At 70.4% G+C, this 21,824-nt stretch carries 14 protein-coding genes; 4 read left to right on the plus strand and 10 right to left on the minus strand.

Translation table 11 applies throughout. The features are described from left to right. Window positions 1-49: 49 nt before the first annotated feature. From HKK72_RS23935 to HKK72_RS23960, 6 genes are all read right to left on the minus strand, one after another. Window positions 50-1,261: a DUF4032 domain-containing protein gene (locus HKK72_RS23935; RefSeq protein ID WP_222721060.1), complete on the minus strand. Its 1,212-nt coding sequence runs from the start codon at window positions 1,259-1,261 to the stop codon at window positions 50-52. A 92-nt stretch (window positions 1,262-1,353) separates the two neighbouring features. After that, complete coding sequence (locus HKK72_RS23940; RefSeq protein WP_187236662.1) at window positions 1,354-2,391, minus strand: LacI family DNA-binding transcriptional regulator; 1,038 nt, start codon at window positions 2,389-2,391, stop codon at window positions 1,354-1,356. Window positions 2,392-2,401: 10 nt separating this feature from the next. Further along, window positions 2,402-4,051, minus strand: a complete 1,650-nt coding sequence (locus HKK72_RS23945; RefSeq protein ID WP_187236663.1) for a glycoside hydrolase family 13 protein — start codon at window positions 4,049-4,051, stop codon at window positions 2,402-2,404. Window positions 4,052-4,226: 175 nt separating this feature from the next. Further along, entirely contained in the window at window positions 4,227-5,099 is an 873-nt protein-coding gene (locus HKK72_RS23950) for a carbohydrate ABC transporter permease (protein ID WP_187236664.1), read from the minus strand. After that, the gene (locus tag HKK72_RS23955; RefSeq protein WP_187236665.1) at window positions 5,096-6,109 is read right to left on the minus strand and encodes a carbohydrate ABC transporter permease; all 1,014 of its coding nucleotides are present in this window, start codon (window positions 6,107-6,109) and stop codon (window positions 5,096-5,098) included. The genes HKK72_RS23950 and HKK72_RS23955 overlap by 4 nt, the downstream gene beginning before the upstream one ends. Before the next feature lie 64 nt (window positions 6,110-6,173). Further along, window positions 6,174-7,475: an ABC transporter substrate-binding protein gene (locus HKK72_RS23960; RefSeq protein WP_187236666.1), complete on the minus strand. Its 1,302-nt coding sequence runs from the start codon at window positions 7,473-7,475 to the stop codon at window positions 6,174-6,176. A gap of 308 nt (window positions 7,476-7,783) precedes the next feature. Between HKK72_RS23960 and pulA the strand changes: the two genes are divergently transcribed. Next, the gene (gene pulA / locus HKK72_RS23965; RefSeq protein ID WP_315987412.1) at window positions 7,784-13,645 is read left to right on the plus strand and encodes a pullulanase-type alpha-1,6-glucosidase; all 5,862 of its coding nucleotides are present in this window, start codon (window positions 7,784-7,786) and stop codon (window positions 13,643-13,645) included. Between the two features lie 351 nt (window positions 13,646-13,996). Next, the gene (locus tag HKK72_RS23970; RefSeq protein ID WP_187236667.1) at window positions 13,997-15,487 is read left to right on the plus strand and encodes an alpha-amylase; all 1,491 of its coding nucleotides are present in this window, start codon (window positions 13,997-13,999) and stop codon (window positions 15,485-15,487) included. A gap of 108 nt (window positions 15,488-15,595) precedes the next feature. On the opposite strand, the gene HKK72_RS23975 is transcribed toward HKK72_RS23970, so the two are convergent. Beyond that, window positions 15,596-16,306: a hypothetical protein gene (locus HKK72_RS23975; protein WP_187236668.1), complete on the minus strand. Its 711-nt coding sequence runs from the start codon at window positions 16,304-16,306 to the stop codon at window positions 15,596-15,598. 638 nt (window positions 16,307-16,944) lie between these two features. On the opposite strand from HKK72_RS23975, the gene HKK72_RS23980 reads away from it, so the two are divergent. After that, entirely contained in the window at window positions 16,945-18,387 is a 1,443-nt protein-coding gene (locus tag HKK72_RS23980; protein WP_187236669.1) for an HNH endonuclease signature motif containing protein, read from the plus strand. A gap of 153 nt (window positions 18,388-18,540) precedes the next feature. On the opposite strand, the gene HKK72_RS23985 is transcribed toward HKK72_RS23980, so the two are convergent. Next, window positions 18,541-19,842 (minus strand): MFS transporter, encoded by a 1,302-nt coding sequence (locus tag HKK72_RS23985; protein ID WP_187236670.1) that lies wholly within the window; start codon window positions 19,840-19,842, stop codon window positions 18,541-18,543. A 90-nt stretch (window positions 19,843-19,932) separates the two neighbouring features. On the opposite strand from HKK72_RS23985, the gene HKK72_RS23990 reads away from it, so the two are divergent. Further along, a complete protein-coding gene (locus HKK72_RS23990) occupies window positions 19,933-20,505 on the plus strand; it encodes a CGNR zinc finger domain-containing protein (RefSeq protein WP_187236671.1) in 573 nt (190 codons plus the stop codon). Window positions 20,506-20,590: 85 nt separating this feature from the next. On the opposite strand, the gene HKK72_RS23995 is transcribed toward HKK72_RS23990, so the two are convergent. After that, window positions 20,591-21,145, minus strand: a complete 555-nt coding sequence (locus HKK72_RS23995; RefSeq protein WP_187236672.1) for a DUF1707 domain-containing protein — start codon at window positions 21,143-21,145, stop codon at window positions 20,591-20,593. Beyond that, window positions 21,142-21,824 (minus strand): PadR family transcriptional regulator (locus tag HKK72_RS24000; RefSeq protein ID WP_410050336.1); only part of this gene is annotated, 683 nt, incomplete at its 5' end. The genes HKK72_RS23995 and HKK72_RS24000, both read right to left, overlap by 4 nt.

A 21,824-nucleotide genomic window follows, 5' to 3' on the forward strand; every position in this document is an offset into this window, starting at 1 on the left:
CAGAACCGCTGGTAGCGAGGCGAAGCCGTCGGCACTTCGCCGGGCACCGTCACTCGGGTGCTATGACGGCCTTCTCGTCGGGCTTGTGGGTCAGGACGTTGCCGACGTAGGAACGGACGGCCGCGTTCAGGCCGACGTCCCCGACGGCCGCCTCCGACATGAACCAGCGGTGGTCGAGCACCTCGTGGAAGATCTGCGCGGGTTCCAGCTTGCCGCGCAGCTCGGGCGGTACGGCGCGGACGGCGGGCTGGAAGACCTCGGCCAGCCAGCGGTGCGCGACGATCTCCTCGTCGTCGCCCGGCAACCGGTTGGTGGCGCGGTAGTTGTCGAGATCGTTGAGCAGCCGCCGGGCCTGGTTCTCCTCCACGTCCAGGCCGCTGAGCCGCAGCAGCCTCCGTTGGTGGTGCCCGGCGTCCACGACCTTGGGCGCGACGATGATGCGCGCGGTGCCGAGCTTGCGCTGGATCTGCATCTCGGCCACGTCGAAGCCGAGCGCGTTGAGCCGGCGGATCCGGGCCTCCACCCGGTGCCACTCCACCTCCTCGACGACCTCGGCGCGGGTCAGTTCCTCCCACAGGGCTTCGTAGCGGCGGCAGACCTGTGCGGACGTCTCCAGCGGATCGATGCTCGGGTGCAGGAGGCCGCCGGCCTCGAGATCGAGGAGCTCGCCGTAGATGTTGATGTGGGCGATCTCGATGTCGTGGGCGCGCTGCCCCTCGCTGATGCGGGGGTGCAGTTCGCCGGTCTCGGCGTCGACCAGGTAGGCGGCGAAGGCCCCGGCGTCCCGGCGGAACAGGGTGTTGCTCAGCGAGCAGTCGCCCCAGTACAACCCGGCGAGATGCAGCCGCGCGAGCAGCACCGCGAGCGCGTCGAGCAACCGGACGAGGGTCTCCTGCCGTACGGTGCCGGAGAGCACCGCGCGGTAGGGCAGCGAGAACTGCAGATGCCGGGTCACCAGGGCCGAGTCCAGCGGCTCGCCCGCCTCGTCGGCGCGATCGTTCAGCACCGCCACCGCCTCGACCGCCGGCACGTCGAGGCGGGCGAGGTCGCGCAGCAGCCGGTACTCGTGCCCGGCGAGGCGCTCCCCGACCTCCTTCACCGCGTAGACCCGCCCGGAGAGCCGGACGAACCGTACGACATGGCGGGAGATGCCGCGGGGCAGGGCGACGAACAGGTGCTCGGGCCAGTCTTCGAGCGGGGTGCTCCACGGCAGCCCGAGCAGCGCCGGGTCGCCAGGTGTCCCGGTCATCCGCAGCGGCATGCGTCCATCCTCACTCGTCTCTCATCCGTCACCCGATCCGTCCCCGCCCCCATCCTCCCCGAGGCGGGCCCGTCTCGCGGGCGCGGCCCGGTCTACGCGTCGGCGGCGATGGCCAGCTCGGCCGGGGGAGCCGGAGCCGTGGAGCGGCGCACCACCAGCTCGGGCCGGAACAGCAGCTCGGTGCGCGGCGCCCGCGTGCCATGGATCTCGTCGAGCAGGTTGCCCACCGCCGCCAGCGCCATCTCACGTACGGACTGGCGGATCGTGGTGAGCGGCGGGTCGAGGTAGGCGGTGAGCGGGGTGTCGTCGAAGCCGACGACCGAGACGTCCTGCGGCACGCGCAGGCCCTGCTGCCGTACGGCCCGGATCGCGCCGATCGCCATGATGTCGTTGCCGCAGCAGATCGCCGTGCAGCCCAGGTCGAGCAGTTCGCGCGCCGCGGCCTGCCCGCCCTCCACGGTGAACATCGAGTGCACGACGAGATCGCTGGTGTCGGTCACCCCGAGGTGCTCGGCCATGCCGAGCCGGAAGCCCTCGAGCTTGCGGATCGAGGGCACGAACCGCTCCTGCCCCACGGCGAACCCGATCCGCCGGTGGCCGAGCGCGGACAGGTGCGCGACCGCCATCTCCAGCGACGCGGTGTCGTCGTTGGAGATGAACGGCGCCTCGATGTCGGACCGGCAGCCGTTGATCAAGACGATGGGCAGGCCCCGATCGGTGAGCCGGGTGTAGCGGGACTTGTCCGACAGCGAGTCGGCGTGCAGGCCGTTGACGAAGATGATCCCGGCGACCCCCCGCTCGAGCAGAAGTTCGGTGTAGTCGTCCTCGGTGATGCCGCCCGGGGTCTGGGTGCACAGCACCGCGGTGTATCCGTGCATCGCGAGCGAGCCCTCGATGATCTGGGCGAACGCGGGGAAGATCGGGTTGGTCAGCTCAGGGATGATCAGCCCGATCAGGCCGGCCCGCTGCTGCCGCAGCCGGGCCGGTCGCTCGTACCCCAGCACATCGAGGGCGGTGAGCACCGCCTGGCGGGTCGTCGGCGACACGCCGGGCTTGCCGTTGAGGACCCGGCTCACGGTGGCCTCGCTGACTCCCGCGTGGGCCGCGATGTCGGCCAGGCGCGTCGTCATGGCCATAAACTTACCGCTCCTCTTCGTGACCGTCCGCGACGTGCCACCAGATGGCGGTGTGCGGGGGCAGCTCGACGCCGTCGCCGTCGCGGCGGACGGGGCCGCTGGCGATGAGCGTCTCCCCGTGCGCATGTACCTCCGCGTTCTGTTCCCCGACGTTGATCGCGCAGGCGACGCGACCCCCGCCGGCCGCGTCCTCGCGGACGAAGACCAGTGTGCCGGGCGGGCCGGCCAGCCAGCGCAGCGGCCCGTCGCCGAGCGCCGGGTGGTCACGCCGGATGCGCAGGGCCGCGCGGTAGAGCTCCAGCGTTGAATCCGGCTCCTCCGACTGCACGGCCACGGTGAGGTCGCGCCATTCGGCGGGCAGCGGGAGCCAGCTTCCGGCGGTGCCGAAGCCGAACGGCGGCTCGTCGCCCGACCAGGGCAGCGGCACCCGGCAGCCGTCACGTCCGTCGGCGGCGTTGCGGGCCCGCTGCGGGTCCTGCAGGAACTCCTCGGGGAGGTCGAGGACCTCCGGCAGGCCCAGCTCCTCGCCCTGGTAGACGTACGCCGAGCCTGGCAGGGCGAGCGTGAGCAGTGCGGCGGCACGGGCCCGCCGCAGGCCGAGCTCGCCGCCGCCGTACCGCGTCACGTGCCGCTTCACGTCGTGGTTGGACAGCACCCACGTGGTGGGGGCGCCCACCGACCCGGCGGTACGCAGCGACTCGTCGATCACCGTGCGGAGCGCGCCGGCCTCCCACCCCGCGGTGAGGTAGTGGAAGTTGAAGGCCTGGTGCAGCTCGTCCGGCCGGACGTAGCGGGCCAGCCGTTCGGCCGTCGGCGCCCACGCCTCGGCGACGCCGATCCGCTGGCCGCCGTAGGAGTCCAGGAGCCTGCGCCAGGACCGGTGGATCTCGTGCACGCCGTCCTGGTCGAAGTAGGGCAGGACGGCGGTGCCGAGCATCTGCACCTGGTCGGTGTGCCCGACGTCGGGCAGGCCCTCGGCCTTGACCATCCCGTGCGCGACGTCGATGCGGAAGCCGTCGACGCCCAGGTCGAGCCAGAACCGCAGCACGCCCTCGAACTCGGCGCGGACCTCGGGGTTGTCCCAGTTCAGGTCCGGCTGCTCGGGGGCGAACAGGTGCAGGTACCACTGCCCGTCGGCCACGCGAGTCCACGCCGGGCCGCCGAACACCGACTCCCAGTCGTTGGGCGGGAGCTCCCCGCCGGCGCCATTGCCGTCGCGGAAGACGTACCGCTCCCGCTCGGGGCCGCCGGGCGCCGACCGGACGGCCTGCTCGAACCACTGGTGCCGGTCGGAGGTGTGGTTCGGCACCACATCGACGATGATCTTCAGACCGTGACGGTGCGCGTCGTCGACCAGGGCGGTGAAGTCGGTGAGCGAGCCGAAGAGCGGGTCGACGTCGCGGTAGTCGGCGACGTCGTAACCGAAGTCGGCCATCGGCGAGGTGTAGAAGGGGGTGAGCCAGAGCGCGTCCACCCCGAGCCCGGCGAGGTAGGGGAGCCGGCTGCGGATGCCCTCGAGGTCGCCGATGCCGTCACCGTTGCTGTCGGCGAAACTGCGCACGTAGATCTGGTAGATCACGGCGTCCCGCCACCAGCGCCGGCCGGAGCCCGGACCGCCGGGCTCCGTGTGCGGGTCGATGAGCTTCTGGGGCATGAAGATCCTTACGTGTGAGTGTGCTGTGGGACCGTCCGGCGAACGCACGCCGCCTCGGGTAGCACGGCCTTATGGGTAGCACGGCCTTATGGGGAGCACGGCCTTCTGTGGTGCGGCGATGCCCGCGCCACCGGCGTTCGGCGTCGCTCGGACGCCGCCGGTGGCGCGGGGACCGTTACTTCACCCCGCCGGCGGTGAGGCCGGCGATGATCCGCCGCTGGAAGACGAGCACCACGATGACGAGCGGTACGGTCACGATGACACCGGCCGCCATCTGGGTGCCGAACGGCTGGTCGAAGTTGGCGCTGCCGGTGAACTTGGAGATGGCCACCGTCGCGGTCTGCATCTCCTTCCTGTTCACCATGGTCAGCGCGATGATGAACTCGTTCCACGCGGCGATGAACGTGATGATCGCCGTGGTGAAGACGCCGGGCGCCGCCAGCGGAATGATGATCTTCCGGAAGGCCATTCCGCGCGAGCAGCCGTCCACCATCGCCGCCTGCTCGAGCTCGAACGGCAACTGCCGGAAGAACACGGTGAGGTTCCACACGGCCAGCGGCAGGGCGAATCCGAGGCTGGGCACGATCATCGCCTGGTAGGTGTTCATCCACTCGATGTCGGTGAACAGCTTGAGCAGCGGGACGATCTGCGAGATGCCGGGGAACATCGAGGTGGCGATGATGATCCCGAGCACGGCGTTCTTGAACGGGAAGGTCAGCCGCGCGAGCGCGTACGCCGTGAAGACGCCCACGATCAGGGTCAGCACCGTCGTGACCCCGGCGACGATCACGCTGTTCAGCAGCGAGCGCCCGAACCCGTTGTCCGGATCGAACACCGCGGAGAAGTTGTCCATCGAGAACGGCGCGGGCAGCGGAGTGTTGTCGAACTGGTCGGTCGGCCGCCGGAACGCCGACACGATCATCCAGTAGAAGGGGACCAGGCAGTAGCCCGTCACGAGCGCGACGCCGGCGTAGAGCAGCCTGCGCCGCCACGCCTCCCGCGACGCGCCCGGGTTCGCGGCGGCCTTCGGGGCCCGGACGGCCGTCATGCGCTCACCTTCCCCAGCTTCTTGCCCTTCGCGGATGTCGCCTTGCGCTGCTGCCGGGCCTCGCCGATGACGTCGGCGCCGAGCAGCTTGACGAACAGGTACGCGAGGACCGCGATGTAGATGAACAGGACCGTGGCGTAGGCCGCCGCGGGACCGTAGCGCAGGTTGCCCGCCTCCTCCCACGCGATCATGGTGAGGGTCTCGACCGACTCCTTGTTCGGCCCGATGAGCACGAAGGGCAGGTCGAACATGCGCAGCACGTCGAGCATGCGGAACAGCACGGCGACGAGCAGGGCCGGCTTCACGAGCGGCAGCGTGATGCGCCTGAACTGCGCGAAGGCGGACGCCCCGTCGACCTTGGCCGCCTCGTAGACCTCGCGGGGGATCATCTGCAGCCCGGCGAGCACGAGCAGGCCGATGAACGGTGCCGTCTTCCACGTCTCGGCGATGATGATGGCGAGTTTCGCCTGGAACCCGTCGGTGGTCCACAGGATCTGCCGGCCGATCATCGCGTTCGCGACGCCGTCCGCCTGGAAGATCCAGCGCCACAGCAGACCGGAGACCGCGGTCGGGATCGCCCAGGGCACCAGGATGCTGGCGCGGACGAAGGCCCGGCCGCGGATCGCCTGGTGCATGATGAGCGCCATCGCCACGCCGATGACCGTTTCGAGGCTCACCGTGACGACGGTGAAGAAGGTCGTGTTGTAGAAGGCATTCCAGAACGTGTCCGCGTTCGCGCCGGAGAAGATCGCCGTGTAGTTGTCGAGACCGACGAACTTCTCGCCCTCGACGACGAACCCCGCCGCGTCCAGCGACTGACCGCGCTGGTACAGCGACTCACGGAAGGCGGCGATGACGGGGTAGCCGACGACCAGGGTGAGCACCATGATCGTGGGGGAGAGCAGCAGGGCGCTGAGCCTTCGGGAGCCCTGGACGTCCCGCGCTTTTCTGGGCCGTCGCGGAGGCTTCACCGCATCCGCCGACGGCTTGTCTGTCGTGGCTGTCGCCATTCGGTCAACTCCTCCGGCCATGGCGGGGCCGTGTCTCACGCGCCCCGCCACGGTGCGACGTCGGTTATGGCTGGATCAGTTGACCGAGCTTGGTCTGCAGATTGGACAGCGCCTGGTCGGAGGGCGTCTTGCCGGTGATGGCGTTGTAGGTCTCCTCCTGGATGGCGGTGGTGACGTCGCCGTACTTCACGACGATCGGCCGGGCCTTGGCGCCGAGGATGGAGTCCTTCAGGGTGGGGAGGTAGGGGAACTTCTTCACCAGTTCCGCGTCGTCGTACAGGGCCGCCCAGCTCGGGGCCTGCGACGTCGCGAGGAGGTTGGCGCGCTGGGCCGGCTCACCGGTCATGTACTTGATGAAGTCGGCCGCGGAGGCCTTGTTCTTGGCGAAGGCCGAGATGGCCAGGTTGTGCCCGCCGAGGGTCGAGGCGCCCGGCCCGGTCAGGCCCGGCAGCGGCGCGGTGCCGAACTTGCCGGCGACCTTCGAGGAGCCGTCCTTCTTCTGCGCGAGCGCGTACTGGTAGGGCCACTGGCGATGGAACAGCAGCTTGCCGGACTGGAAGTAGCGCCGGCCCTCCTCCTCCTTGAAGGTGATGGCCTGCTTGGGGATGCGGCCGTCCTTGAATGCCTGGGCCAGCACGTCGAGGCCCTGCTTGGCCTGGGGGGAGTTGACGACGGGCTTGCCGGACTCGTCCACGACGGCGCCGCCCGCGCCGTTGATCGCCTCCGAGACGTTGACGGTGAGTCCCTCGTACTTGTCGAGCTGCCCGGCGTAGCAGCTGACGCCCTTGCCCTCGGAGGTCTTCTTGACCTTGTCGCAGGCGGCCCACAGCTCGTCCCACGTCTTCGGGGGTGCCGCGACGCCGGCCGCGTCGAGAAGGTCCTTGCGGTAGTAGAGGAGGCCGCCGTCGGAGGTGGACGGCACCGCGTAGAGGCGGTCCCGGTACTGGCCGGTCGAGACCGTCGGCTTGAGGAAACCGGTCAGGTCGAACTGCGACTTGGGCAGTTCCACCAGCCAGCGGTTCGCGGCGAACTCGGCGGTCCACACGACGTCGAGGTTCAAAACGGTGTAGGCGTCCGACTTCGTCTGCGCGTTCTGGATCATCTGCTGGCGCTGCTGGTCGGCCGACTCCGGCAGCTCGATGATGCGAGCCTGCTCGTTCGGGTGGTCCTTGTTCCAGGCGTCGACCTGCTTCTGCATGTTCCCCGAGGTGTCCTTGCCGGACACAAAGGTGATCGGGCCTCGCCCGCTCAGTTGCGCCTCGGTGGTCTGCTTCGCCGTGCCGCCGCCGCCGTCATCGCCGCCTCCGCACGCGGCCAGCGCGAGCGCTAGGCAAGCCACCACACCGGCAATAGGGGTGCGCCGCATCGATCCTCCTCGTCAGGGGCCAGGATTTGGCCCCGAGTTCTCCCCACATGTGCTCACGTGGGATAACTTGGCGGGGACCCTAGCAACGCGTTGCAAGCCTGTAAACAGCTTGCAGAAACAATTTGGAAACATTCGCGGCGGCCCATAGCGGCCGATAGCGGCCACCTACCGCCCCCCTGCTTATAGCCCTGTTCTGCAGTTGACCCCGCGAAAAGGCTGCAAGCGCTTGCCAAGGTATTGCAAGATCTTCCGGATCTATGTAGCTTCCCGGCAACAAGCGTGAAACCAACCAGCCGTGGGAGGCACGTGTGGCCCGCTCTCCGCACCCACGGCGACGTCGCCGGGCCGGACGCTCCCGGCCGCTCAGAACGGCCCTCACGGCCGTTCTCATCGCGTCGCCGCTGACCACGATCCCCGCCACAGCGACGCCCGCCGCCGCGTTCGCCTCCGCGCCGGAGGCGTCCGCACGCCCGCTTCGAGCGCTGCCCTCGATCGCCCCCCGCCCGGCCGCCGTGCCGGTGCGGTCGGCGCTCAGCCGTACGGCGGCGCCGGGAGACGCACAGTTGGCGGCGGGCGGCGGCCCGGCGGGCCGGCCGGGGCTCACCCGGGAACGCTTCTACTTCGCGATGACCGACCGGTTCGCCAACGGCGACCCGCGCAACGACCGGGGCGGGCTGACCGGCGACCGGCTCACCACCGGCTTCGATCCCACCGACAAGGGCTTCTACCAGGGCGGTGACCTCAAGGGGCTGATCGACCGGCTCGACTACGTCAAGGGCCTCGGCAGCACCGCGGTGTGGCTCACCCCGACGTTCCAGAACCGCCCGGTGCAGGGGAGCGGCGCGGACGTCTCGGCCGGCTACCACGGCTACTGGATCACCGACTTCACCCGGATCGACCCGCATCTCGGCACCAACGCGGACATGAAACGGCTGGTCGCCGAGGCCCACAAGCGCGGCATGAAGGTGTTCTTCGACGTCATCACCAACCACACCGCCGATGGCATCGACTACGCCGAGAAGAAGTACGACTACCGCTCCAAGGCGGCCTATCCGTACCTCGACGAGAATGGACGGCCGTTCGACGACCGCGACCACTCGGCCGGCGGCACGGCGTTCCCGAAGGTCACCAAGGACTCGTTCCCCTACACCCCGGTCGCCCGCGACGGCGTCGCCAAGACGCCCGCGTGGCTGAACGACACGACGCTCTACCACAACCGCGGTGACTCGACGTTCGCGGGCGAGAGCTCGGAGTACGGCGACTTCTTCGGCCTCGACGACCTGTGGACCGAACGGCCCGAGGTGGTCAAGGGCATGACCGACATCTACAAGACATGGGTGCGCGACGCCGGTATCGACGGCTTCCGCATCGACACGGTCAAGCATGTCGACATGGATTTCTGGAAGCGGTTCGCGCCGTCCGTCGAGGGCTATGCCCAGCGGCTCGGCGACAAGGACTTCTTCATGTTCGGCGAGGTCTACAGCAACGATCCGGCGTTCACCTCGCGCTACACCACCGAGGGGCGGCTGCCCGCGGTGCTCGACTTCCCGTTCCAGGAGGCCGCGCGGGCGTACGTCTCCGGCGCGGACTCGGCCGAGCGGCTCCGGTCCCTGTACGGCGAGGACGACCGTTACACCGACGCCGACTCCAGCGCGTACTCGCTGCCGACCTTCCTCGGCAACCACGACATGGGCCGCATCGGCGGCTTCCTGCGCAAGGACCTGCCACAGGCCGGTGACGCCGAGCTGCTGCGCCGCGACCTGCTGGCCCACGAGCTGATGTACCTCACCCGGGGCCAGCCGGTCGTCTACTACGGCGACGAGCAGGGCTTCACCGGCAAGGGCGGCGACAAGGACGCACGCGCCTCGATGTTCGCCTCCAAGACCGCCTCCTATCTGGAGGACGATCTCATCGGGACCACCGCCACGCACGCGGGGGACAACTACACGACGACCCACCCGCTCTACCGCGGCATCGCCTCGCTCGCCGACCTCACCGCCCGGCATCCGGCCCTGCGCGACGGCGCCCAGATCGAACGGCACTCGGACGGCGGCGTCTACGCCTTCTCCCGGGTCTCCGCCGGCGCCGGGACGGACCGGAACGTGGAGTACGTCGTCGCGGTGAACAACGGCTCCGCGGCGCGGCAGGTGCGGATCCCGACCTTCTCGAGCGGGGCGGTGTTCACGCAGATCCATCCCGGCCCGGGCGGCGCCGCCGTCACCACTGCGGCCGACCGGACGCTCACCGCCACCGTGCCGCCGATGTCGGCCGTGGTCTTCCAGGCCCGCAAGGCGCTCGCCGCTCCCTCGGCCGGGCCCTCGGTCTCCATCACCCTGCCTGGCGACCGGCTCAGCGGGCGGCCGGAGATCCGCGCCGGCGTCCCCGGTGACGGCTTCGACCAGGTGACCTTCGCCGCCAAGGTCGGCGACGGCCCGTGGCGCCGGATCGGCACCGACGACAACCGTGCCTTCCGCGTGTTCCACGACCTCACCGGCGTCCGCGCCGGCACCCGGGTCACCTACAAGGCGATCGCGCGTGACTCCGCCGGCCGGCTCGCGTCGGCGCTGGCGACCGCCACGGTCGCTCCCGAGACCGCCGAGCCCGACCCGGGCGCGACGCCACGGGACTGGCTCGTGGTGCACTACGAGCGCCCGGACGGCGACTACGACGGCTGGGGCCTGCACGTTTGGGGCGACGTCGAGCAGCCCACGACCTGGGAGCGGCCGCTGCCCTTCGCGGGCGAGGACGGCTACGGCGCCTTCGCCTGGGTCAAGCTCAAGCCCGGCGCCACGAACGTCGGCATCGCCCCGCACAAGGGCGAGGAGAAGGACGGCGGAGACCGCGCGGTGAACCCGGCCCGCAATGGTGAGATCTGGCTGGTGCGGGGCAAGGACGAGGTGTACGGATCGCGGGCCTCCGCGCAGGGCCACGGCACCGTCCACTACCGGCGGGCCGACGGCGACTACGACGGCTGGGGCCTGCACCTGTGGGGCGACGCGATCGCCGACGGCGCCGGCACGACCTGGGAGGCCCCCCGGCGGCCGGACGGCACGGACTCCTACGGCGCGTACTGGAAGGTGCCGCTGAAGAATCCGGGTGTCCCGGTGAATTTCATCGTGCACAAGGGCGACACCAAGGATCCCGGCCCGGATCAGGCGTTCACCCCGGCGGCGGCACCCGAGGTGTTCGTCGACTCCGGTGACCCCGCGGTGCACGCGTCACGGGCCGCCGCCGACGAGGTGGCGATCCTGCACTACCGGCGGCCGGCCGGCGACTACGACGGCTGGGGGCTGCACGTCTGGTCGGGCGCGGCCGAGCCGACCGAGTGGGCCACGCCGCTGCGGCCCGCCGGCACCGACTCCTACGGCGTCTACTTCCGGGTGCCGCTCGCCGCCGGCGCCAAGAGCCTCAGCTACATCCTGCACAAGGGCGACGAGAAGGACCTGCCCACCGACCAGTCGCTCGACCTGGGCCTGCTCGGCAACGAGGTGTGGGCCCAGGCCGCCACCGAGGGCTACCTGCTGCCTCAGCTCGGCGGATCCGCGCCCGACGCGGACCTGACCAAGGCGAAGGCCCAGTGGATCGACCGCCGCACCGTCGCCTGGAAGGTCGAGCCCTCAGCGTCGAACCTCTACGCGCTGGAGTACGCCGCCGACGGATCGCTCGCCGTGTCCGACGACGGGAAGATCACCGGCGACCGGCATCTCCTCCGGCTGACCGGCGTGCCCGGCGGCCTCACCGCCGAGCAGCGGAAGAAGTGGCCGCACCTCGCCTCGTACGCAGCCTTCTCGGTGGACCCGCGCGACGCCGGGCGGGTCGCCGAGGCGCTGCGCGGACAGGTGATCGCGGTCGAGCGGGACGCGGGCGGAGGCCTGCGCACCGCCACCGGCGTGCAGGTGCCCGGGGTACTCGACGACCTGTACGCCCCGGCGGCCACGGCCGACCTCGGCCCGGTGTGGCGGCACGGCCGGCCGACGCTGACGCTGTGGGCGCCGACCGCGCGGAAGGTCGCGCTGGAGGTCGGCGGGCGGAGCGTGCCGATGCGGCGCGACGACCGCACCGGCGCGTGGTCGATGACCGGCCCGGCGAGCTGGAAGGGGCGCTCCTACCGCTTCGAGGTCACCGTGTTCGCCCCGGCCGCCGGGAAGGTGGTGACCAACACGGTCACCGATCCCTACAGCCTGGCGCTGACCGCCGACTCGGCCCGCAGCGTGCTCGTCGACCTCTCCGATCCGTCCGACCGGTCCATAACGCCGGCCGGCTGGTCGTCGCTGCGCAAGCCCAAGGCGGTCCGCCAGGACCGGGCCTCGGTCTACGAACTGCACGTACGGGACTTCTCCGCCTCCGACGCGACCGTTCCCGCGGCCCGGCGCGGCACGTACGGCGCGTTCACCGGCGACGGCGCCGGCATGCGCGAACTGCGCAGGCTCGCGGGCGACGGACTGACCCACGTGCACCTGCTGCCCGCGTTCGACTTCGGTACCGTGCCCGAACGGCGAGCCGACCAGAAGACGCCGGCCTGCGACCTCGCCGCGCAGCCCCCCGACTCGGCCGAGCAGCAGAAGTGCGTCGCCGCCGTGAAGGACTCCGACGCCTTCAACTGGGGGTACGACCCGGTGCACTACACCGTGCCCGAGGGGTCGTACGCCTCCGATGCCGACGGTACGGCGCGGATCAGGGAGTTCCGCGGGATGGTCGCGGGGCTGAACGGCGCCGGGCTGCGCGTGGTGATGGACGTGGTCTACAACCACACCGTCGCGGCCGGGCAGGACCCGAAGTCCGTGCTCGACCGGATCGTGCCCGGCTACTACCAGCGCCTGCTCGACGACGGCGCCGTGGCCACCTCGACCTGCTGCCCCGGCACCGCGCCCGAGCACACGATGATGGGCAGGCTCGTGGTCGACTCCATCGTGACCTGGGCCAAGCGGTACAAGGTGGACGGGTTCCGGTTCGACCTGATGGGCCACCACCCCAAGGCCAACATGCTGGCCGTGCGCCAGGCGCTGGACCGGCTCACCGTCGCCAAGGACGGTGTCGACGGCAGGTCGATCCTGCTGTACGGCGAGGGCTGGGATTTCGGCGAGATCGCGGGCGGCGCCCGGTTCGAGCAGGCCACGCAGGCCAACATGGCGGGCACCGGGATCGGCACGTTCAACGACCGGCTGCGCGACGCCGTACGCGGCGGCGGGCCGTTCGACGAGGATCCGCGCGTGCAGGGCCTCGGCTCCGGGCTGGCCGGCGCGCCCAACGGATCCCCGGCGAACGGGACGGCCGCCCAGCAGCGGGCGCGGCTGCTGACGTACGGCGACCAGCTCAAGGTCGGGCTGACCGGCAACCTCAAGGGCTACCGGTTCACCGGCTCCTCCGGCAAGGAGGTGACCGGTGGGCAGGTCGACTACAACGGCTCGCCGGCCGGCTACACCGCCGCGCCCGGCGAGGCGGTGACCTACGTCGACGCGCACGACAACGAGACGCTGTACGACGCGCTCGCCTACAAGCTGCCCACGAGCACCTCGATGGCCGACCGGGTGCGGATGCAGTCGCTGTCGCTGGCCACGCCGATGCTGGGGCAGGGCACCGCGTTCCTGCACGCGGGCAGTGAGCGGCTGCGGTCGAAGTCGCTGGACCGCAACTCCTATGACTCGGGGGACTGGTTCAACCGGCTGCAGTGGGACTGCCGGCAGGGCAACGGGTTCGGCGGCGGGCTGCCGCCGGCCGCCGACAACGAGCCCAAGTGGGTGTACGCGCGGCCGCTGCTCGCGAACGCGGCGCTCAAGCCGTCGTGCGCCGATCTCTCGGCGGCCCGGGAGCGGGCCGGTGAACTGCTGCGCATCCGGGGCTCGTCGCCGGTCTTCTCGCTGGGGTCGGCCGACGAGGTGCAGAGACGGCTGTCGTTCCCGCTCAGCGGCGCCGGTGAGATCCCCGGGGTGGTGACCATGCACCTGGACGGTCGCGGTCTCGACCCGAAATGGCGGTCGGTCACGGTGGTGTTCAACGCGACGCCCGATCCGCATCGGCAGGCGGTGGCGGCGCTCAAGGGGGCGTCCGTGGCGCTGCATCCGGTGCAGGCAGCCTCGTCCGATCCGGTCGTCCGGCGGTCGGCGTTCGACCCGTCCACCGGCGTGTTCACGGTCCCGGGGCGGACGGTGGCGGTCTTCGTGCGGTCCTGAGCCGGCGCAGGCGTGGGCCCGGACGAATCCTCCCCGCCAGCACCGGGTCGTCCGGGCCCACCTCACCCGCCCTCTGGGCGGGCGGTTTTTTGCAGACTTTCAATGAAATTGCGGGACTCTTACGAAATCTCTTGACGCGGCGTCACGGGTGGGTGACGCTGGTCGCGCAGAGGCTCCACCGTGTGCTGGCGGGAAGAGCCGGTGCCCGTCACCTCGCCGGGCGCCGGCCATGGCAGTTGTCCGTTACGCACTTCCAGGAGGCCCCGTGCCCGCCCCCCACCCGCCCCGGCACCGCGTCCGCGAACCCGCGCGTCGCACGGCTCTGATCCGGCGAAACCGGAGGAGAGCGAAATGAGGAAGAGATCCCTGCGGACGGTGCTGGCGGCCGCCACGGCGGCGCTGCTCGGCGCGACCGTACCGGCGCCGTGGACCGGGTCGGCCGCGGCGGCCCCGCCCGGTGACCGGAAGGTCATTGTGCAGTTGTTCGAGTGGAAGTGGGCCGACGTCGGCAGAGAGTGCGGCCAGGTGCTCGGCCCCAGGGGCTACGGCGCCGTCCAGGTGTCGCCGCCGCAGGAGCACGTCGTGCTCCCCGGCAGCGGATACCCCTGGTGGCAGGACTACCAGCCGGTCAGCTACCGGATCCAGACCAGACGCGGTAATGAGCAGCAGTTCAGGGACATGGTCAACGCCTGTCACGGCGCGGGCGTGAAGGTGTACGTGGACGCCGTGATCAACCACATGACCGGCTCGTCCGGCGCGGGCACCGGCAGCGCGGGCGGCACCTTCCCCGACAAGTACACCTACCCCGGGCTGTACTCCGGATGGGACTTCCACGACTGCCGTCGCGGTATCGGCAACTACCAGGACCGCTGGGAGGTGCAGAACTGCGAGCTCGCGGGGCTGGCCGATCTGAGGACCGAGTCCGACTACGTACGGGGGAAGATCGCGGAGTACCTCAACGCGATGCTCGCCATGGGCGTTGACGGCTTCCGGATCGACGCCGCCAAGCACATGCCGAGCGGTGACATCGCGGCGATCGAGCAGCGGCTCAGCCGGGTCACCTACATCTACCAAGAAGTGATCTTCGGTGCCGGTGAGCCGATCACCCCGGACGAGTATCGGTCCAACGGTGACGTGCACGAGTTCCGCTCGGGGGAGAAGATCTCCGAGAAGTTCCTCGGCGAGTCGCCGGGCGGCGTGCGACAGAAGATCGCTGACCTGCAGACGTTCGGCTCCGGCTGGGGCATGCTGCCCAGCGGTTCGGCGGTCTCGTTCATCGACAACCACGACACGCAGCGCGACGCCTTCTCGGGCACCCGGAAGATCCTCTACTACCGAGACGGCGCGACCTACCGGCTGGCCAACGTCTTCCTGCTCGGATGGAACTACGGCACGCCGCTCGTCATGTCGAGCTTCGACTTCGCCTCGCGCGACGCCGGCCCGCCGAGCAACGGCGGCGGCGACACCAAGACGGTGAGCTGCAACGGCACCGAGTGGGTGTGCGAGCACCGCTGGCGTGAAACGGCGGGCATGGTGGGCTTCCGCAACGCGGTCGGTGACGCCGTGGTGGGCGACTGGTGGAGCAACGGGAACAACCAGATCGCCTTCGGCCGGGGCTCTGCGGGATACGTCGTCATCAACCGCGAGGGCGGCGCGCTGTCGCGGACGTTCCAGACCGGGCTGCCCGCGGGCACCTACTGCGACGTGATCCATGGCGACTTCAACGCCCAGTCGCGGACCTGCACGGGCCCGGCCGTGACGGTGAACGGGTCCGGCCAGTTCACCGCCTCGGTCGCGGGTATGGAGGCACTGGCCGTTCATGCGGGCGCGAGAGTGAACTGAGCCCCGCGCAGAGGGAGGGACGCCGTAGACGTGACGTCCCACCGGTGAGACGTGGTCCGGCCGGACGCGCGCCTCGGGAGGTGGCGTCCGGCCGGAAGTTGGGCGTTGTTATGGGTTGGTCGGGCCGGTGGGGTTCGCCGGGGTGGAGGGGTTGTTGGGAGAGTTAATTCCGAACGCTCTCCCGACCAAGGAACGGACGGTTCTGCCGACGGTCATGCCGGCGTCTACCGTGCCTCGTACTCCGGCGGCGATGCCGCTGACGCCGCCCATGCCCCAGCCGCGGGCGCCGGACGGTTCTGACAACCGACCGGTTTGGGGGTTATAGGTTCCCATGCCGACCGCCCATCCGGCGCCGAGCTTGCCGTCGGGGCTGGGGTGTTGGGTGGCGGCGTAGCCGGTGATCCCCACTTGGTTGTGCACGGCCTTGTGGGGTGAGTACGCCGCCTCGACCCCTGCGAGGTTACGTCCCCTGGCGTATTGGGCCTGGGCGAAGGCAGTCAGGCTCTCCTTTCCGGGATCCTCGCCAGGCATGTCGAGGGCGTAAGCCTGTGCGCCCCAGCCGATCCAGCCTCTGATGTGGCCGGTGAAGGCGTTCCGTTCGGGCACATAGCCCAACCGGACCCCTAGACCAAAAATCCGGGCGACATCGAAGCCGGCCACGTATGCCCGTGGGGCTGGTCGGGCTGCTTCGTCGTCGACGTTGTCGGCCATGGGGTCACCGGGTGCGTAGTACCCAGCGGGATCTTCTGCGGGGATCGCCACCTGGACCGGTGTGAATTCAGCGGCGGGTGGCGTGAAGAAGGCGGCCTGAGCGGACATGGGCGTACTCCTGAAGTGAGGCGGCCGGAAGGGCCGCAGGCGAAAGGGGGATGGCAGATGCCCCACCTGGAACCAGTGGGAGAACGCAGGACAGCTGGCAGGTCGCGAACAACAGCGACCCCAAACCCGCGTTGCGGCTCTGCAACCACCGCAACACCGAACGCATCGCGCCAAGCGGCGGGCGAAACGCTCCTTCACTTCCCGATCAGGACATGAGCAAATGCAACCAAGCCGACCTGAAGCGGCAAGTAACACGTATCACGCCGCGTCAGGCCTGACAAGGCTCCGTTCCCGACCGTCGCCGCAATACCCCAGACTCACCGATGGCTGGGTTTGCGGCGGTGGGCGGGGACCGCAGACGACGGCCTGACCGTCATCGACTTCAACCGGCGCCGAGCAGCCCGGTCATATCGTTGACCGTGCCCGTGGCCCTTCTGTTGTGATGACATCCCCGCCCAGTCCAACTCTGATCAAACTGAAATGCGCCGATTTAGATCGATATAACAATAGGTAATTAGCGCCCGATTGGTTGATCGCTCGCCAATTCGGCAAGTCAATGATCGGTTGCAGAAGGCAGTTGCATTCGATCAAATGTTCGAATAATGTTGGCTGTGACACGCGAAGGGGGGTGCCGATAAATGACCACGGAGACCGTGCCCGCCGAATTGTGCTGGGCCGAATGGGCAGAGCTGCCTCCAGGGCCTGAGCTCGGGTTCCGCCTCGCGATCGTCGACCTGGCGGCGCTCGCTGACGACGAGTTGATCGAGGTCATGGCGGCGGCGCGGCGTCAGACGGCCTGGACGCAGAGCGTCGAACTGGCGTCGGTGGCCGAACTCGCCCGTCGACGACGGGCCGAGGAGTCGCTCGAGAATGTGCGATGGACGTCGTCGACCCATGACCGTCTGGTCGATGAAGTGGCCGCAGAACTGACGATTCCTTCCGGCGCCGCGCAGGAACTGGTGTGGCTTGCCGAAGCGCTGACGGAACGGCACCTGCGGACGTGGTCGGCATTGGTGTTCGGCGTCATCGACTACCGGCGGGCCAAGGTGATCGCCGAGGCGCTGGGCGGCTTGGCCGATGAGCCGGCCGACCGGATCGAGTCGAAGATCATCGCCAAGGCCCCGTCGCAGACCGTCACAAGGCTGCGCGCCCTGCTCAAGGCAGCGGTCAAGAAAGCCGACCCCGCGGCGGCCGAGGAGAAGAAGAAGGCGGCGCGGCGCGAGCGGAGGGTGGAGAGCTGGGAGAACGCCTCCGGCACCGCCGACCTGGTCGGTCGTGACCTCGCCGCCGAGGACGTCGAAGCGATCATGAATCGCCTCAGCGCCGTCGCGAGGGCCATGCGGGCCGATGGAGACCAGCGGCCAGTCGACGCGATCCGGGCCGACCTCTACCGCGACCTGCTCCGTGGCGTGCCGCTACCCGAGGCCGCACACACCTTGTACGACGACCCCTCTGGTGAGCCCTCCGCCGATGCCGCCGACGCGTTCGGGGCCGGCTCCGACGCGGGCGACGTCACCGTCCGGCCCGCCCCTCATGACGATGCCCGGACCGCCGCCTATGAGGAGGCGCTGGCCGAGGTCGAACGGCTCATCGCCGAGGGGCTCGCCACTGAGTTGGGCCGCCACCTTGAAGAGCTTCTCGCCTCCGCCCGGCGCGACTCCCGTCATGGCGGGCGCCCTGTCGCACGCGCCCTCCTCATCTCCGAGGCCGTCGCGGCGATGGACAAGGCACTCGAAGGGCTCCGGGACGCATGGTGCGCGGCCACCGGACAGCAGGCGCACGAGGGCTACCGCCCGCCCGCCGCGATGCGGCGCCGCATCGAGCGCCGTCACCGCACCTGCGTCTTCCCCAGCTGCAATCGCAGGGCGGTGGCGTGCGACATCGATCACACCCGTCCCTACGATCCAGCGGTTCCGCGCGGCGGCAGGACCCGGGCGGACAACCTCGCTCCGCTCTGCCGCCGCCACCACCGCACGAAGCAGCACCGGACCTGGTGGCTGGTCCAGCCCTTCCCGGGACTACTCGTATGGGTCACTCCGGCAGGCCGCTGGCACACGGTCCTCTCGTCACCCCTGGAGTGAACGGCACACGGATCCATTGACGTGCCGATCGGCCCGACGTCGGCATCTCAGGCGTGAGTAGAGCCCAGCCGTCAGTAGAGCCCAGCCGTGAGTAGAGCCCAGCCGTGAGTAGAGCCCAGCCGTCAGCAGAGGCGTGCGGGACCGGGGCCGAGGTCAGCCGCTCTGCGAGGTCGGCGAGGCCGTCCGCGGATGTTCCTCGGGCGGGAAGACCTCGGCGAGCGCGGCGGGGGTGACCGTTCGCAGGAACGGCAGCACGATCACTGCGACCGCCGCCGCGAAGACGACGAAGGCGACGCGCACCCCCGCCACCTGGGCGATCGCGCCCGCCAGTGCGGCCCCGAGCGGAAGGGTGCCCCAGCCGAGCAGCCGCGCGGCCGCGTTGAACCGGCCCATCAGCTCGTCCGGCACGACGAGCTGAGTGATCGTGCGGGAGTTCACCGTCCAGAGCGTGCCGCCGACTCCGCCCGCGAACGCCGCCGCCGCCACCGCCCACGGGTTCGCGGTGACCACTGGAACGGCCATCATCACCAACGTGCCCAGCAGATCGGCGAACAGCGCGCGCCGGCGGCCGAACAGCCGGTTGACCGGTCCGACCGCGAACGCACCGGCCAGCCCGCCGAGTCCGAGAGCCGAGAGGACCATGCCGTACGCCTGGTCGGACAGGTGGGCGTCCTGGGCGTACGACGGCAGAACGGCCAGCCACGCGCTCCACGCCCCGGCCAGTACGGCGATCGTCAGCGCCATCGTGCGCAGCAGCCGGTGCGACCACAGATAGCGCAGTCCCACCATGATGTCCGCCCGGACCGGCGCCGCGGGACGGCCGGCCGCACCGGACGACCGGGCCCGGAAGCCCCCGGCCAGCAGCATGATGAGCAGCAGCCCGGTGACGTACGCCGCCGCGGTGGTACCGAGCGCCACGGCGGTGCCGATGGCGACGAGCAGGCCGCCGAGCGCGGGCCCGGCGAACTCGTTCGCCACCGTCTCGGTGCCGGCGACCCAGCCGTTCACCCGCTCCAGCCGCCGCCGCGGGATGGCCGCCGGGACCAGCGCGGTGAGGGACGTCAGGGCGATGACCTCGGCCACCCCCAGGGCGATCCCGGTGAGGTAGAGCAGCGGGAGGTTCAGCGCGTCCGCCGCGACCGCGCCGAGCAGCGCGGCGACCGCGGCCAGGCGCAGGATGTTCGCGACGCTCACCAGCCGCCGCCGGTCGGCACGGTCCACGAGCACGCCGACGTGCAGGGCGATCAGCAGCCACGGCAGGGTCAGCGTGAACCCGACCCCCGCTACCAGGGCGGGCGAGTCCGTGAGCCGTACGGCCATGAGCGGCAGTGCCACCTTGGTGACGCCGTCGGCCAGGTTGGTGATCGCCGTGAACGACACCAGCACCCTCGCATTGCGCGTGCCATGCCGCTCTCCGACCCCCGGATCCGCCTCGCCATGCTCGATCGTCGCCATGACACTCCACACCGTCTATTTAGATTGATGGTGTGGAGTATGGCCGTCCCGCCGCTTGGCGCGCAACCGTCTATCGGATTAGATGGTGGAGTGACCGATCCCTCAGCGGCGGCGGCCCTGATCCGCGACTTCGCCAACACCATCGATGTCGAGGAGCGCACTGACGTCTTCGCCGACGCGGACGGTGCCGCGGACTGGCTGCGCGGCCACGGGCTGCTCGATGACACCACGCTGCCCGGCGCGGCCGACGGGAACGAGCCCGCGTTCGGTGAGGACGACCGGCTCATGGCCGTGACGCTCCGCGCGGGGTTCCGCGAACGGCTGCTCATCACCGGCGGTGGCGATGGGGACGTTCAGAAGATCACGCAGGCGCAGAGGCTGCTCGACGAACTGCCGCTGTCGGTCGCGCTCGGCGCCGAGGCGGAGCCGCTTCGCCCGGTGACCGGCACGGCGGCCCGCATCGCGCTGGCGCGCGTAGCGGCCGCGTGGGCGCATGTCTGCGCCACGGGCGAATGGCGCCGCCTGAAGCGCTGCCCGGATCACACCTGCGGGTGGGTCTTCTGGGACGCCACCCGCAGCCGCACCCGGCGCTGGTGCACCATGCGGGTCTGCGGCAACCGGGCCAAGACCCGGGCCTACAGCGAGCGCCGCCGCGCCGGGTGAGCGGGCGCTCGCCGATCGGAAGCCGGTGGAGTGCACGCGCCCGTGGGGCGCGGACGCCCGCCGGATGACGGGATCCGCGTCCCGTTCAGTGCAGGGCGTGCGGGCCCCGGTGGTCGTTCAGCCGATGCCGCAGACGGTGGAAGAGCAGACCGCCCACCGCGAGGATCAGCCATCCGAGCAGCATCGCCTTGACGAGGGTCCCGAACGCCCAGCCGGGTCCGGAGGCGATCGCGGCGACGATGAAGAGCGCGACCAGCAGGGGCGCGAACCGGGGGTGGTGTGCGTGGTGGTGACGACCCCATCGCGGAGGGCCGCCGTGGTGCCGGAAACCGTGGTGGGCAAAGCCATGGGGAGCAAAGCCATGGTGCCCGGCGCCGCCCCAGGCGCTCGACGGTCCTTCGCTTCGCGCCGAGCCGGCCCGCGGATCGGGCAGGTCACGCGTCACCGCGCGGAGATCCCCGGCGGTCTTGGCACTGAGCGTCGCCTCGAGCCGCTCGTCCAGTTCTTCGCGGGTCAGCCTGCCCTGCGCGAAGTGATCGTGCAGCGACACGGCCACCTCGTCGCGCTCGGCGTCTCCCACCCGCAGGTGCTCAGGGCCGTCCAGGCCATCGAAGCCGGCGAAGCCGCCCCGCCCGGTCATGCCCGGCCGTCCCGTTCATCGTCTTCATCACCGTCGTCCTCGGCGAGGATGCGGTAGAGCCGCCGCCGCGTCTCGGCGGTCACTCGCCGGGCCTCGGCCACCTGGCTCCGCGACCCTGCGTGCACGACCTGCATGAGCGCCGTGCCCATCTGGGCCGCCTCCTTGAACAGGTCGAGCACGTCGCCGTCGACCTCGGTGGTCATCGCATCCCAGGGGGCGGTGACCTCGTCCGGGTGCTCGTCGACGTAGGCGCGCCCGGCCTCGGTGAGGTGGAAGGTCCGGCGGCCGTCACCCTCCTCGCCCCGGATCAGCCCTTCGTCGGCCAGCTGCTGAAGCGCCGGGTAGACCGCACCCGGGCTCGGCTTCCACGCGCCCTGGCTGCGCTCGTTGATCTCCTGGATGATCTGGTAGCCGTTGCGGGGCTCCTCGGCGAGCAGGCTCAGGATGGCCGCCCGTACATTGCCCCGCTTGGCCTTCGGCCCCTTGACCCAGGGGCCGCCGCGTCCCCATGGTGCGCCAGGCCCGCCGAACGCCGCCCCGAAGGGGCCGAAGGCCGGCGGGAACGGGCCTCGCATGCCATGTGCCCGGCCGTGCGCCCTTCCCTCAGTGTGCATCGCCATCCCCGCCACCGCCTTGCCCAGTCGCATCGCCTGTTCGGCGATGTCGCCCCATGGCTCGC

The sequence above is a fragment of the Actinomadura sp. HBU206391 genome (assembly GCF_014323665.1).
GTDB lineage: Bacteria > Actinomycetota > Actinomycetes > Streptosporangiales > Streptosporangiaceae > Actinomadura_C.